Origin of the sequence: Streptomyces sp. NPDC087901, from assembly GCF_044742205.1 — a bacterium.
Lineage (GTDB): Bacteria > Actinomycetota > Actinomycetes > Streptomycetales > Streptomycetaceae > Streptomyces.
In genome coordinates this window covers 413,645-427,271 of the sequence record NZ_JBIUUC010000004.1, presented here as the reverse complement: position 1 = coordinate 427,271, position 13,627 = coordinate 413,645, and the positions used below count along the sequence as shown (strand labels likewise).

At 70.2% G+C, this 13,627-nt stretch carries 10 protein-coding genes; 3 read left to right on the top strand and 7 right to left on the bottom strand.

Translation table 11 applies throughout. The annotated features are described in order from the left end of the window. Positions 1-347: 347 nt before the first annotated feature. The 6 genes from ACIOEW_RS15630 to ACIOEW_RS15605 all read right to left on the bottom strand — a co-directional run bounded on the left by ACIOEW_RS15630 (position 348) and on the right by ACIOEW_RS15605 (position 10,092). Entirely contained in the window at positions 348-3,377 is a 3,030-nt protein-coding gene (locus ACIOEW_RS15630; RefSeq protein WP_401964269.1) for an alpha-mannosidase, read from the bottom strand. An 88-nt stretch (positions 3,378-3,465) separates the two neighbouring features. Next, positions 3,466-5,547, bottom strand: coding sequence for an endo-beta-N-acetylglucosaminidase (locus ACIOEW_RS15625; RefSeq protein ID WP_401964267.1), 2,082 nt, complete (start codon positions 5,545-5,547; stop codon positions 3,466-3,468). A gap of 81 nt (positions 5,548-5,628) precedes the next feature. Next, positions 5,629-6,882 carry a glycosyl hydrolase gene (locus tag ACIOEW_RS15620; protein ID WP_401964265.1) on the bottom strand — a complete coding sequence of 418 codons (1,254 nt, stop codon included), beginning with the start codon at positions 6,880-6,882 and terminating at the stop codon, positions 5,629-5,631. A 53-nt stretch (positions 6,883-6,935) separates the two neighbouring features. After that, entirely contained in the window at positions 6,936-7,796 is an 861-nt protein-coding gene (locus ACIOEW_RS15615; protein ID WP_362539607.1) for a carbohydrate ABC transporter permease, read from the bottom strand. Further along, the gene (locus tag ACIOEW_RS15610; protein WP_401964457.1) at positions 7,793-8,695 is read right to left on the bottom strand and encodes a carbohydrate ABC transporter permease; all 903 of its coding nucleotides are present in this window, start codon (positions 8,693-8,695) and stop codon (positions 7,793-7,795) included. Before ACIOEW_RS15610 ends, ACIOEW_RS15615 begins: the two co-directional genes overlap by 4 nt. Positions 8,696-8,805: 110 nt before the next feature. Continuing rightward, positions 8,806-10,092 (bottom strand): ABC transporter substrate-binding protein, encoded by a 1,287-nt coding sequence (locus tag ACIOEW_RS15605; RefSeq protein ID WP_401964263.1) that lies wholly within the window; start codon positions 10,090-10,092, stop codon positions 8,806-8,808. A gap of 407 nt (positions 10,093-10,499) precedes the next feature. On the opposite strand from ACIOEW_RS15605, the gene ACIOEW_RS15600 reads away from it, so the two are divergent. Beyond that, positions 10,500-11,573 carry a LacI family DNA-binding transcriptional regulator gene (locus ACIOEW_RS15600; RefSeq protein ID WP_401964456.1) on the top strand — a complete coding sequence of 358 codons (1,074 nt, stop codon included), beginning with the start codon at positions 10,500-10,502 and terminating at the stop codon, positions 11,571-11,573. Between the two features lie 33 nt (positions 11,574-11,606). Here ACIOEW_RS15600 and ACIOEW_RS15595 read toward each other — a convergent pair whose 3' ends face one another. Continuing rightward, positions 11,607-11,945 (bottom strand): MerR family transcriptional regulator, encoded by a 339-nt coding sequence (locus tag ACIOEW_RS15595; protein ID WP_401964261.1) that lies wholly within the window; start codon positions 11,943-11,945, stop codon positions 11,607-11,609. 627 nt (positions 11,946-12,572) lie between these two features. Here ACIOEW_RS15595 and ACIOEW_RS15590 point away from each other — a divergent pair. Continuing rightward, entirely contained in the window at positions 12,573-13,019 is a 447-nt protein-coding gene (locus ACIOEW_RS15590; protein ID WP_362539619.1) for a hypothetical protein, read from the top strand. Between the two features lie 4 nt (positions 13,020-13,023). Continuing rightward, positions 13,024-13,584 carry a toxin gene (locus ACIOEW_RS15585; protein ID WP_362539622.1) on the top strand — a complete coding sequence of 187 codons (561 nt, stop codon included), beginning with the start codon at positions 13,024-13,026 and terminating at the stop codon, positions 13,582-13,584. Positions 13,585-13,627 lie beyond the last annotated feature (43 nt).

Below are 13,627 nucleotides of genomic sequence, written 5' to 3'. Positions count from 1 at the left end.
GCAGAGCCCGGGGACTGGCACTGTGCCAATCCCGCGTCGCCGCGATGATTACCCCATCCGGATAATGAACCGGAAAATACAAAAGCGCACCCACCGGCCCATTTAGCCGAGGAGAGCACTTGGAGTCTTTGGGAACCACAACTGCAACTGAGATCTACAGTAGCACAATGAATGCGAGCGGGCGCGGCAAGTAATTTCACTCCGCCCGGCGCGTCATAAACCTTCACCGGACATTGCACAGAATTCTGTGCTTGCGGCTATAGATATTCGTCGCTCCGTGCTACGGCTCCTCGGGGCCGGCGTCCAGCCCTCCCCCCGGTCCGGGACCGGGGGGAGGGGCGTACCGGTCAGCCGCGCGTGAACCGCAGCGTGACCAGCTCGAAGGGCCGCAGCGCCAACTCCACACCGCCGTCGCGGAGTTCGGGCACCGCCACGTCGGCCAGCGGGCGCTCCAGCAAGTCGCACACCGTGACGCCGCCGGCCTCGAAGCCGGTCGCGAGCCGGAGCTTGGCGCGGCCACCCGTCGACTCGTAGAGGCGCACGACGACGTCGCCGCTCGCGTCGTCCGCCAGCTTGACCGCGCTCACGACGACCGCGTCGTTGTCGACGGCCGCCAGCGGGGCAACCGCCCGGTCGCCGGTGACCCGGCGCTCCGGCAGGTTGATACGGAAGCCCTCGCGGACCGCGTCGCCGATCGCCGCTCCGGGGACGAGCGCGTGCCGGAAGCGGTGCACGCCCTGGTCGGTCTCCGGGTCGGGGAAGCGGGGGGCGCGCAGCAGCGAGACCCGCACGGTGGTGGTCGTACCGGCGTCGGAGTCGCGGACCGTACGGGTCACGTCGTGGCCGTACGTCGAGTCGTTGACGAGTGCCACGCCCCAGCCCGGCTCCTCCAGGTGGACGAAGCGGTGGTTGCAGGCCTCGAACTTGGCCGCCTCCCAGCTGGTGTTGGTGTGGGTGGCCCGGTAGAAGTGCCCGAACTGCGTCTCGGAGGCGTACCGCTCGGCGTGGACGTCCAGGGGGAACGCCGCCTTGAGGAACTTCTCCGTCTCGTGCCAGTCGACCTCGGTGTCGATGTCGAGCCGCTTGGCGCCCGGCGTGAGGGTCAGCAGCTGGGTGACCTTCGAGTCGCCGAAGCCGCGCACGATCCGTACAGCGGCGGCGCCGCCGTCCTCGACGGGGGTGAGCTCGTCGAGGTCCGTCAGGTCGGTGACGGTGTTGCGGTAGAACTCGTCGACGTCCCACGCGTCCCACATGTTCGGGAAGTCGGGGTGGATCTGCAGCAGGTTCGCGGCCTGGCCCGGCGCCACCGTCTCGCGCTCGGCGCCGATGTCGTACGCCGAGACGACCAGTCCGCGGGCGTCGATCTCCACCCGGAGCAGACCGTTGTCCAGCACGTATCCGCCGCCCTCGCGCGGGGCGGGCGCCTGGCCGCTGCCGGCCCGGACGGCGGCCGCCGCGCCGGCGGCGACGCCGCCGCGCGCGTGCGGCGCGGAGTTGAAGACGAGGACCTCGCCCGTCGCGGAGTCACCGGCCAGGGCGCGCTGGGCGGCGTCGATGATGCCGTTCAGCTCCTCGGCGACAGCCGCGTACGTCTTCTCCGCCTCACGGTGCACCCAGGCGATCGACGACCCGGGCAGGATGTCGTGGAACTGGTGCAGCAGCACCGTCTTCCAGACCCGGTCCAACTGCTCGTACGGGTAGGCGGATCCGGTCCGCACCGTGGCGGTGGCGGCCCACAGCTCGGCCTCCCGCAGCAGGTGCTCGCTGCGGCGGTTGCCCTGCTTCGTCTTCGCCTGGCTGGTGAGGGTGGCGCGGTGCAGCTCCAGATAGAGCTCGCCGACCCACACCGGTGCGTTCGGGTATTCCGCCTCCGCCTTGGTGAAGAAGTCGGTGGGCGTCTCCCACGTGACCGTCGCCGAGCCCTCCAGGCTGCGCATCCGGGCGGCCTTGGCGATCATCTCGCGGGTGGTGCCGCCACCGCCGTCGCCCCAGCCGGTCGGGGCGAGGGAGTGCTGCGCGACTCCCTTGTCCTTGAAGTTCTTCGCCGCGTGGGCGATCTCGCTGCCCTTCATCGAGCAGTTGTAGGTGTCGACGGGCGGGAAGTGCGTGAAGATCCGGGTGCCGTCGATGCCCTCCCACTGGAAGGTGTGGTGCGGGAACTTGTTGGTCTGGCTCCACGAGATCTTCTGGGTGAGGAGCCACTTGGAGCCCGCGGCCTTGATGATCTGCGGCAGACCGGCCGCGAACCCGAAGGTGTCGGGCAGCCACGCCTCGTCGTTCTCGATGCCGAACTCGTCGAGGAAGAAGCGCTTGCCGTGCACGAACTGGCGGGCCATCGCCTCGGAACCCGGCATGTTCGTGTCGGACTCGACCCACATGCCGCCGGACGGCACGAACCGCCCGTCCGCCACGGCCTTCTTGACCTTGGCGTAGACCTCCGGGCGGTGCTCCTTGATCCAGGCGAACTGCTGGGCCTGCGACATCGCGAAGACGAAGTCCGGCTCGTCCTCCAGGAGCGCGGTCATGTTGGACGTCGTACGGGCGACCTTGCGGACCGTCTCGCGCAGCGGCCACAGCCAGGCGGAGTCGATGTGCGCGTGGCCGACGGCACTGATGCGGTGCGCGGACGGCTGGGCGGGCGTCGCGAGGACACCGGCGAGCTGCGCGCGGGCGGCGGCCGCGGTGCCGTTGACGTCCTGGAGGTCGACCGCGTCCAGGGCCCGGCCGATGGCGCGCAGGATGTCCCAGCGCCGGGCGCCGTCGACGGGCAGCTCCTGCATCAGTTCACCCAGCACCTCCAGGTCCTGGACGAGGTTCCAGACGTGCTCGTCGAAGACGGCGAGGTCCATCCGGGCGAGGGTGTACTGCGGTTCGCCGCCCGCGGTGTCCTTGTCGCCGAGGGTGGTCGGCAGGAAGGGGTGGTAGTCGAGGATGACCGGGTTGGAGGCCGCCTCGATGTGCAGCAGCACCTCCTCGCCACCGGCGGCGGGGGCCCCGACGCGCACCCACTGGTTGCGCGGGTTGAGGCCCTTCACCGGGGTGCCGTCCGGGCGGTAGACGAGGCCCTCGCACTGGAAGCCCGGCATGTTCTCGTCGAAGCCGAGGTCGAGGAGCGCCTCGACGGTCCGGCCCGCCCATGCCTCGGGGACCGTACCGGACACCCGGAACCAGCAGGTGCCCCACGGAGCGCCCCAGCGGTCGCCGACAGCGATCGGCTCGGTCGCACCGGCCAGCCCCTCGGCGACGGGGACGGGCTCACCCGGTGCGTTCCAGACGGCGACGTCCAGCGGAACGGATTCCGGGTATACGGCCGGCCGGATGCGCTCGTCGAGGACGCGCTTCAGACGGGCTTCGACCAGGCTGCGGTCGTCGTGCATGAGGGTGGCTCCGTTGCGAGGTGAGTGCGGATGGGGGGTGTGCGGTGCTTACCGGCGGTGCGTGGTGTCTGCCAACGGTGCGTGGGGCCTACCAGCGGTGCTTGGCCGAGGCCGCGCCTGATGTCGTGTAGAGCTCGCCAACGGCCCTGACCTGGAAACGAGCGGCTTTTTCACCCGGTTCCCGCTGGATGTCCGGAACGAAGAAGGCGGTGCCGCAGGTACCGCCGAGGAAGCGCCGGGTGCCGTCGGGGAGGACCCGGTGCAGCTCGTAGTGGCGCGGGGCGCCTGCCGCCCGCTGCCAGCGGAAGCGCAGAGCGGTGCCGTCCGGGCCGGACGACGAGCCGGTGATACGCAGACCGGCGGGCGCGGACGGGACCTCCGGCGCGTCACGGACGGCCAGAGCACCCAGCCGCCAGCGCACGGGGCCGGCCGCTGTGAGCCGTACTCCCAGCGCGTGGACGGTCCCGGAGAGGGAGTTCAGCCGGAGGGTGGCGGTGGCCCAGCCGGAGCCGCCCGCCCGCAGCTCGCCCGCCGGGACGTAGGTGTACGCGATCGGGTCACCCGGCCGGTCGGGCTCGTGCAGCGCGACGGCCAGTTCGACGGTCACCGGGCCTGATCCGGGGTCGGTCCTGTGCGTGAGCTCGACAACGGTGCGCCGGGAGAGCGGCAGCCGGGTCCCGTACAGCTCGACCGTGGCCGGGGCGTCGAAGTCACCGTCGACCAGAAGACTGCTGCCGCCGCGCCAGGCGTCGGCGAAGTCGAAGCCGACGGACGGGGTCCGGCCGTCGGTACGGACGACCCAGCGGCGGCCCGGCAGCCGGTCCTGCAGCCCGAGATGGTTCCACTCGGCGTCCGAGGTCGCCCGGCCGTTCTCGTACCAGCGCAGGCCATGGCCCGTGTTGAAGGTGGTGGCGAACGGCAGGCGGTCGACGGTGGAGCGGTCGGCGACCGCCGTGGCGGGGGCGCGCCAGCCGTCCGTGCGGTCCGGCCGGGCCGGGTCGAGCGACTGTCCGGTCCAGAACCGCTGGTCGGCGCCGTGGAACTGAGCGGGGGTCCGGCCCTCCGGAAGATGACTGCGGGTCCACTCCGGCCGGTAGAAACCGTACGAGACGGTGTGCGGCCCGTCGGCGGGGATGATCGCGTCCCAGTCGACGGCCTTGTTCCAGCCGGCCGATTCGACGTCGACGCCCGCCCACAGGTCGTAGCGGCTCCGGTCGACGGCCTCGGCGTTCGCACCGGAGGCGGTGAGCGTCCCCGGGGTCCAGCGAAAGTCCACGAACATCGAGTCCGCTTCCTCGAACAGCGCGGTGTTCTCGGCGTTCAGCGCCCCCTGCCAGCCGACCTCGCCGCGCACCGTCATCGCGTCGTACCAGGTGATGCGCAGACCCGCGGCGTCGCTGCGCGCCCGCAGATCGGCGACGAAGGCGAGCATCCCGGTGCCGAGCGCGGCGTCCCCGCCCTCGGTCTCCGCGTTGATGAACCAGCCGTCGAAGCCGTACGCGACAGCCACTTCCACGAGCTTCGCGGCCAGCGGGAACCGTCCGGCTCCGTCACGCTGCACGAGGTCGCGCGTCCACCGCAGATCGCCGCCGTGGTGCACGGGCGGCAGGAACACGGTGCCGAGGACGGGGACACCGTTACGGTGCGCCGCGTCCACGACCGGGGCGTTGGGCGCGAGGACCAGGCCCTCACCCGCCGAACCGCCCCAGAAGACGAGTTCGTCGATGTACGCCCAGTGGCTCAGGGCGTAGTGGTCGGCGGTGGCGGAACCCTGGGACGGGTTGCCCGCGGTGTTCCCGAAGGCGACCAGCGAGGAGATGCGGGCCTGGTCGGTGCGGGCCGTGGTGTTCACCGGGACCGGGGTGAAGCGGTCGGCGAGCGGGACGGTCGCGGTGTTGAACGGCAGGTCGGGGTCGTCCTCGGCGCGCCAGGCCTTCAGACTGCGCCAGGTGACGCCGTCACCGGGGGTGCCGGTGGGCAGCGAGTCGGGGAACCAGTAGGAGGCGAACGGCCGGGACGCGGCCTTCGCCGAGGCGGCGGGTGCGGCCTCGGCGGAGCCGGTGAAGGCCGGGGTCAGAAGGGCGGCGGCCGTTCCGGCGCCCGCGAGGACGACGGTGCGGCGGGTGGGGGCGGCCGGGCGGGGCTGGGGCTGGGGCTGGGGCTGGTTCATGGTGTGCTCCGTATCGTGTGAGGTGCGATTCCGGTGCTGTGCGGGCTGGTTCTGTGCGGGTGGTGCTGTGCCGGGGCGTGGTCACCGGACCTGGTCGGGCGTGACGACCTCGGTGATGCCGCGGGCGGCGAGGTGCCCGGCGTTGTCGGCGTTGCTCGCGAGGACGGCCGTGGGTCGGGCCCCGTCCGCGGTGAGCCTGGCGAAGGCCTCGAAGACGGCCCCGCCGGGGGCGCACACCGAGCGGTGGGGCGCGGTCGTGTCGTCGCCGGTGTCGACGACGACGGCCGTGGTCCGGGGAGCGGGGCGGCGGGTGCGGCCGCGGTGCTCCTCGACGATCCGGGCGATGGCCCGGCCGGCCGGCTTGACCTGCCGGTTGTTGGTCAACAGGCCGAGGCTGTATTCGAGTTCGGGGAAGTCGGCCAGCGAGCGCGACACGTCGTGGGAGCACCACCAGGTGACACCCCACACGTCCTCGCAGTCCAGGGCGTTCTCGACGGTCGCCTTCGTGAACGCGGCGGCGTGCCCGGCGGGGATCAGCGGGGCCGGTGCGCCGACCTCCTGGAGCCAGACCGGCCGGTGCGGGTCGAGCGCCCAGGCCTTGGAGAGTTCGATCAGGTAGGCGGCGTGGTGCTCGGTGGCCGTGCCGGTGCGGCCGTGCCGCTGGGCGGTGCCGTTGAAGACCCAGGAGTGCACGGCGGTGACGGCGCCGATGCGGGCCGCGTGCGCGGGGGTGAAGGCGTGGTCGTCCTGGTACCAGGCCGCGTCGTACTCGGCGTGCAGGTGGAGCTTGCCGGGCGCCCCCTCCTCGCAGGCGTCGAGCATCCTGGTCAGCCAGGCACCCGCCTGTTCAGGGGTGATGCGGTCCGGGTCGGGGTGCGGTTCCCCGGAGAACTGGTTGATCTCGTTGCCGAGGGTCATCCCGATGAAGTGCGGCCGGTCGGCGAGGGCGGCGGCGAGCGTGCGCAGGTACTCGGCCTGCCCGGCGAGCACGTCGGGGTCGGTGAAGAGGTTGCGCCGGTGCCAGGTCCCGGTCCAGGCGGGCAGGAAGTCGAAGCTCGACAGATGCCCTTGCAGCCCGTCCACGCTGACGTCGAGCCCGCGCTCGGCGGCGGCGTCGGCGAGCTGGACGAGCTGCTCGACGGCGCGCGGGCGGATCAGGGTGCGGTTGGGCTGGAAGAGAGGCCAGAGCGGGAAGACCCGGATGTGGTCGAGGCCGAGACCGGCGATCGAGTCCAGATCGGCCCGTACGGAGTCGAGGTCGAAGTCCAGCCAGTGGTGGAACCAGCCTTCGCTGGGCGTGTAGTTGGCGCCGAAACGCAGCGGGGATGAGCTCATACGGAACACGGGTCCTGGTTCTGTGGTGCGGGGGGGGCGGCGGCGGTGAACGGTCAGCCCTTGACGGCGCCTTCGCCGACACCCCGGAAGAAGAAGCGCTGCAGACCGGCGAACAGCACGATGAGCGGGAGCACGGCGATGATCGTGCCCGCGGCGACGAGCCGTTCGTCGTTCGCGAACGTGCCGTGCAGATAGTTCAGTCCGATGGTCAGGGTGAAGTTCTCCGGGTCGCTGAGGACGATCAGCGGCCAAAGGAAGTCGTCCCACGAGCCCATGAAGGCGAAGATCGCGACGACGGCGAGCGTGCCCTTGACCGAGGGCAGCGCGATCCGCAGGAAGCGCTGCCAGACGTTGGCGCCGTCCACGAAGGCCGCTTCCTCCACCTCCTCGGGGAGGTTCAGGAAGGCGTTGCGCATCAGCAGGACGTTCATCGCCCCGATGGATCCGGGCAGCAGCACGCCGAGCAGGGTGTTGTTCAGTCCGAGATCACGCATGGTGGTGAACTGGGCGATGATGATCCCCTCCACCGGTACGAGCATGGCGAGGATGAACGCCAGCGTCGCGGCCCTGCGGCCCCGGTAGCGCAGCCGGGCCAGCGCGTAGCCGGCAAGCGCGGCTCCCACACAGTTGGTGACCACGTTGGCGGCGGCGACCTTGAGCGAGTTGAACGCGTAGTCCCACACCGGGATGGTGTCGGCGACCCGGCTGTAGTTGTCCAGGGTCGGATCGCTGGGGAAGAACTTCGGCGGCGAGCTGAAGATGTCCTCGCCCGGGCCCTTCAGCGAGGTCGAGAGCTGCCACAGGAACGGTCCTACGGTCAGGACGAGTACGGCGAGCAGCAGCACGTACCGCAGGACCAGCTGCCACGCCGGGACGCGGCGCCCTTCGGCATCGGTGGTCTTCAGGATGCTCACGCGTCCTCCTTGCGGTCGGCGCGGAGCACCAGCAGCATCAGGCCGACGGTGACGACGAAGATGACGACCGAGATGGCGGAGGCGTAGCCGACCCGCCCGGTCAGTCCGGTGCCGACCCGCTGGACGAGCATCACCAGGGTGGTGTCCTCACCTGCCGGGCCGCCGGAGGGGCCGGCCATCAGATAGACCTCGGAGAAGACCTTGAACGCGGATACCGAGGACAGCGCCGCGACGAGCACCATGGTGGAGCGGATGGCGGGAACGGTGACGGTGAAGAAGCGGCGCACGACTCCGGCACCGTCCACGGAGGCGGCCTCGTGCAGCTCCCGCGGTACGTTCGCCAGCGCGGCCAGGTAAATGATCATGTAGTAGCCGAGGCCCTTCCAGACCGTGACCGTCATCGCACTGCCCAGCAGCAGCCACTGGTCGCTGAGGAAGCCGACCTTGCCGATGCCCACCGCCTCCAGGAGCGCGTTGATCAGCCCGCGGTCGTCGAGCATCCAGACCCAGATGAGTCCGACGACGACGATGGAGGCGACGACCGGCGTGTAGAAGGCCGAACGGAAGAAGGAGATGCCGGGGATGTGCCGCTGGACGAGCATCGCCAGCAGCAACGGCAGGATGACGAGTGCGGGCACGACGCCGAGGACGTACAGCGCGCTGTTGCGCAGCCCGATCCAGAACATCTCGTCGTGCAGCAGTTCCTGGAAGTTCGCCAGGCCGACGAACTTGCCCGGGATCAGGGTCCGTCGGTCCGTGAAGGCGTTGACCAGCGTGCTGAAGAACGGGAAGAGGCTGAAGGCGCCGACCACGATGAGTCCGGGAGCCGCGAACAACCAGGGACTGAGGGGCAGATGGCGGCTGATCCGGCCGGTGGGCGGGCCGTTGCGCCGGACCACCGTTCCCGCCGCGCCGGGGCCCGGCGTGCTCGCCGGGACTCCGGTACGGACGGTCCCGGTGCGGGACTTCGCGGGGGTGGGGGTGGGTGCGGGGGAGTTCACGAGGCGGCTCAGCTCTGCTGCAACAGCCGGTCACAGGCCTTGACAGCGTTGTCAAGAGCTTCCTTGGGGCTCTGCTTCCCTTGCAGGGCCTTGGCGATCTGGTTGCGCAGTTCGGTCTTCATCTGCTCGCTGAACAGGACCGGCGTGTAATTGACGGCCGTCTTCAGGGACTTGGCGGCGGCGACCCGGACGCGGGTCTCGTCCGTGCCGTCCTCCTTCGTGAAGTACGGGTCGTCGAGGGATCCGGCGGTGCTCGGGAAGATGGCGACCTGCTTGGCGAAGTCCATCTGCCGGGTCGCGTCGGTCATGTAGTGGGCGAAGGCCACGGCGGCGGGCGTCTGCTTCGTCTGCGCGTTCACCATGATGCCCATGACGTACATGTTGGCCTTGCCGGTGCTGCTGACCTGGTCGGTGATGCCGATGTTCTTGTAGAGGCTCGGGGCCTGCTTCTTGAAGTTGGCCAGGTCCAGCGCGCTGCCGGGGTTCATCGCCACGGACCCGGTGAGGAACTTGTGGCCGGACGACTCGGGGGTCGCGGTCAGCGCCTGCGCGTCGAGCGCCTTGGCGTCGTACAACTCCTTGTAGTGCGTCAGGAGTTCGACACCCTTGGCGTCGTTGAAGGCGAAGCCCGTGCCTTCCTTGTTCATCAGCTGCCCGCCGTAGCGGCCGAAGTCCTCGATGGTGGGCACGTTGGCGAGCGTGGCGACCTTGCCGTTGCTCCTCCCGGCCAGTTTCAGACCGTCCGCGAAGACCTGGTCGTAGGTGGTCGGGGGCTTCTCCGGGTCGAGTCCGGCGTCCTTGAGGAGGCTCTTGTTGTAGAACATCGGCCCGGTGTTGAGGTACCAGGGGAAGGCGTACGTCCCCTCGGTGCCCGGTATCTGATGGGCCTTCCAGGCGCCGTCCAGATACTCCTTGCGGTACTGCGGCGCCGCCTTGTCGAGGTCCAGTGCGATGCCCGCCTTGGCCAGGGGGGCCACCAGGTCCGGTGACACGTTGACGACGTCCGGCAGGGTGCCGCCGGCCGCGTCCGCGCTGATCTTGTCCGCGTAGCCCTCGCCGGGCCGGTCCACCCACTTGACGTCGGTGCCCGGGTACTTCTTCTCGAAGTCCGCGATCACGCCGTCGAAGTAGTCCTTGAAGTTCGCCTGAAGGTTCCAGGTCTGGAAGGTGATCTTCCCTTCGACCTTGCCGGAGGCGTCGGCCGAGCCCGGTCCGGACCCACCGCCACACGCACTCAACGGCAGGACGGTTGCGAGGACGGCGGCAGTGGCGACTGCTCTGCGGGAGATGCGCACGGTGAACGGCTCCTTTGCTCGGACCAGGCGTGCGGACGGCGAACCACGGTGCTGACCCGTCGGCTGCGTTCGCCCAGCAGACCCTGCAATGCCCCTGACTGAAAGTCAATACATTCATCGAAAATTAGCATCGCTCAACGACATACATGCAGGTCAGAGTGATGTTGAGGTCTATTCAAGTTCTTGGACTAATGCGCTTTAGGCATGCTCGGCTCAAGCGCATTAGTCACTGCCGTACATCGCTCGACCAATGATCCGGAAGCGCCTACGATGCCCCGGGGGCGAGCGAACCCGACGTCCGAAGAGCACCACTGGGAACGCAGGGAAAGAGGCACCGGGTGACACCGAAGCGGCCGCCGGCCGGGGACACTTCGCCGGTCAGACGCACACCCACGCGTCGGCCGACGATGAAGGACATCGCCCAGCGGGCCGGGGTCTCGGAGAGCGCCGTCTCCTTCGCACTCAACGACCGTCCTGGCGTCTCGGAGATCACCCGCGACCGGGTCCGGCGCGTGGCCGAGCAGTTGGGCTGGCGCCCGAGCACGGCAGCCCGTGCGCTGTCGGGCGAGGGATCGGCCACCGTGGGGCTCGTGGTGGCACGGCCGGCGGCAGGCCTGGGCGTGGACTCGTTCTTCCTGCAGCTGATCTCCGGCATCCAGGAGGTCCTGGCCGAGCGCCAACTCGGCCTGCTCTTCCAGGTGGTGGAGGACGTGGCGGCCGAATGCGCCGTCTACCGCCGCTGGTGGGCCGAGCACCGGGTCGACGGGGTGCTCGTCGTCGACCCGCGCACCGACGACCCCCGTCCCGGCCTCCTGGACGAACTGGGCCTGCACGGCGTCGTCATCGGGGCCCTCCCCGGCGGCGACACCGACCCCCATCCGGGCCTCTCACAGGTGCGAGCCGACGATGTGGGCGCCATGGCGGCCATCGTCGGCCGGCTGCACGAGCTGGGCCACCGCCGCATCGTGCACATCGCCGGCCTGCCCTCGCTCGCGCACACCGACCGGCGCATCCGGTCCCTGCGCGTCGAGGCCGACCGGCGCGGTCTGACCGAGGTCCACTCGGTGACCACGGACTACTCCGACACCGAGGGCGCGGCCGTGACCCGCAGGGTCCTGGAGCGGCCCCACCCGCCGACCGCCCTCATCTACGACAACGACGTGATGGCCGCGGCCGGGGTGGCGGTCACCGCGGGGCTCGGCCTCCAGGTCCCGGGCGATGTGTCGGTGGTCTCGTGGGAGGACTCGGCGCTGTGCCGGCTCACCGCTCCGTGGCTCACCGCGCTGTCCAGGGACACGGTCGCGTTCGGCCGGCTCGCGGCGCGGGAACTGACCGCGCTGCTCGACGGCGGCGAGGCGCGCACGGTCCAGGTGCCGCTGCCCCGGCTGATCGAGCGGGGCAGCACGGCGCTCGCGCACGGCGGCGGGGGCGACGCGCGCGGAGAGAACCGGCAGATGCGGGACGGGACCGACGCGCGCTGAGGCGGGCCCCGCGCGTGCGGCGCCCGCGCCCGCTCAGGCCGTGTCGCGGGACGGGGTCGGCCGGCGCAGCTCCTCGTTCAGCCGGAGCGCCTCTTCGAGCTGGTCCTCCAGGATCACGATGCGGCACGCGGCCTCGATGGGCGTTCCGCTGTCGACGAGCTCACGGGCGCGGGCCGCGATGCGCAGCTGGTAGCGCGAGTAGCGGCGGTGGCCGCCCTCGGACCGCAGCGGAGTGATCAGCCGGGCCTCACCGATCGCACGGAGGAATCCGGGCGTGGCACCGATCATCTCCGCGGCGCGGCCCATGGTGTAGGCGGGGTAGTCGTCGTCATCGAAACGGTCCGTGGCATGCGGAGGGGTTTCGGGGGGCATGTGCACCTGCCGCGTATCGCTGACTTCGTTGACCGAACGAGCAACTCTCATTGTGCGAGCCATCGTGTCTAGCATAGCCGCGACAGATTTCCAGGGCCGGACGGGGGAAATAATCTGATCCGACCCGGTCCCGACGCTCTTGGGCCCGTTGCCGGACCCCGTCTCCCGGACCTGTCCCGGGGCCACCGCGACCGCGCCCTCCGGGAGGGCGGTCCGGGGGCCCGCCAAGAACACTGACCGACCGGTCAGTTGATGGCTGCCTGGCCAGAGGTCATAATGCACACGTAGCCCTTCACGCATCCCCCGTCGTGAAGGGCTACACCCATGTGCGCGCCGGGCCCTCGCACACGTGGCGGGTTCGCGCAGGCGTTTTCACGGGCAAGGGACTCCCCTCGTGGTCCCCTGCCCATGTTTTTTCGAGTTAACAGTGACGTAGAGTGTTTACGCAAGCCCGTTCCGGACACCGGAGCAGGATGCTCCACTTCATCCCCTTACGGTGCCCCTCCAGGGCTCCCCGGGCAGCGGACGGCGCGCCGGGGTTGGTTACAGTACGAGCCCGTTGACCGAATCGAGCACCGCGCGGAGCCGGACAGACGCCCGGGCGGTGGACGTGAACGTGGGGGCCGGATGGACAACGGCGAAGAACGCGCGCCGGAGCTGCGAACGCTGCGGCAGAAGGTCGAGTACATGGTCGAGAAGACCTTCCCCGGCCGCAAGATCTCGGGACGGGTCTTCGCCGACCTGGTCAAGGAGCGCGGCGGGTCCCTCTCCCACAGCTACTTCTCCAACATCCTCGCCGGCAAGGTGACCCAGCCGTCCGAGGAGATCCTGAAGGCGCTCGGCCTCGGCTTCGGCGTGGACTGGCGCTTCTTCAAGGAGGAGTCCGAGGTCGTCGACGACGTCGTCGCGGGACTGCAGTTCCTGGCGAAGCGGCGGACCGGCGAGATCAACGGGCTGGCCGGACGGGGCCTGGACGAGGACGGACTTCCGCCGGAGCTGCTGCAGTTCGCGCTCGCCCTCCTCCAGGACGCGAAGGACCGGCAGCCACCGGCCGACGGCGAACCACGGAGCTGACGCCGTGTCCCTGCGCGAACTGCGGAAAGAGTGCGAGGCCGGGCTGGCCGGACTCCCGCTGCCCTCCCCCTTCACGGTCGAGGGGCTGGTGGCGAACATGGAGGCGGCCCGCGGCCGCACCATCGTGCTGCACGAGATGCCCGACCGGCTGGCCCGCGTCAATGCCGCCTGCGGTCTGCGGCTGAAGGCCGGCGGGACCAGCTTCGTCCTCTACCGCCGTCGCCCCACCGAGTACCAGACCCAGCACGTCATCCTGCACGAGCTGTGCCACGAGTGGTTCGACCACGGCACCTCGCTGGACGCGGAGCAGCTGCGGCGGCTGCTGCCCGTCTTCGACACCTCCCTGATCGCCCGGGTCGTCGGCCCGGACGCGCTGGAGCGCCCGGACGCCGTACAGGCCCGCGCCCAGTACGACACCCATGACGAACGCATGGCCGAATTGGGTGCCTCGCTCATCCCTCGCATGGCCAGGGACGTGACGAGCGATGACATGGTGGGGCGGCTCGCCAACTCGCTCTCGCGCCCCGTCGCCCACCGCCGCCGCGGCCTGTTCCGCCGTACGTAGCGCCGCTTTCCCCGATCCCCGTCCCCCCACCACAAGGACCTCC

Coding starts and splice junctions, on each gene's coding strand:
- ACIOEW_RS15630 (WP_401964269.1), bottom strand. CDS start 3,377: ATGCACGACGACCGCAGCCTGGTCGAAGCCCGTCTGAAGCGCGTCCTC.
- ACIOEW_RS15625 (WP_401964267.1), bottom strand. CDS start 5,547: ATGAACCAGCCCCAGCCCCAGCCCCAGCCCCGCCCGGCCGCCCCCACC.
- ACIOEW_RS15620 (WP_401964265.1), bottom strand. CDS start 6,882: ATGAGCTCATCCCCGCTGCGTTTCGGCGCCAACTACACGCCCAGCGAA.
- ACIOEW_RS15600 (WP_401964456.1), top strand. CDS start 10,500: ATGAAGGACATCGCCCAGCGGGCCGGGGTCTCGGAGAGCGCCGTCTCC.
- ACIOEW_RS15595 (WP_401964261.1), bottom strand. CDS start 11,945: ATGCCCCCCGAAACCCCTCCGCATGCCACGGACCGTTTCGATGACGAC.
- ACIOEW_RS15590 (WP_362539619.1), top strand. CDS start 12,573: ATGGACAACGGCGAAGAACGCGCGCCGGAGCTGCGAACGCTGCGGCAG.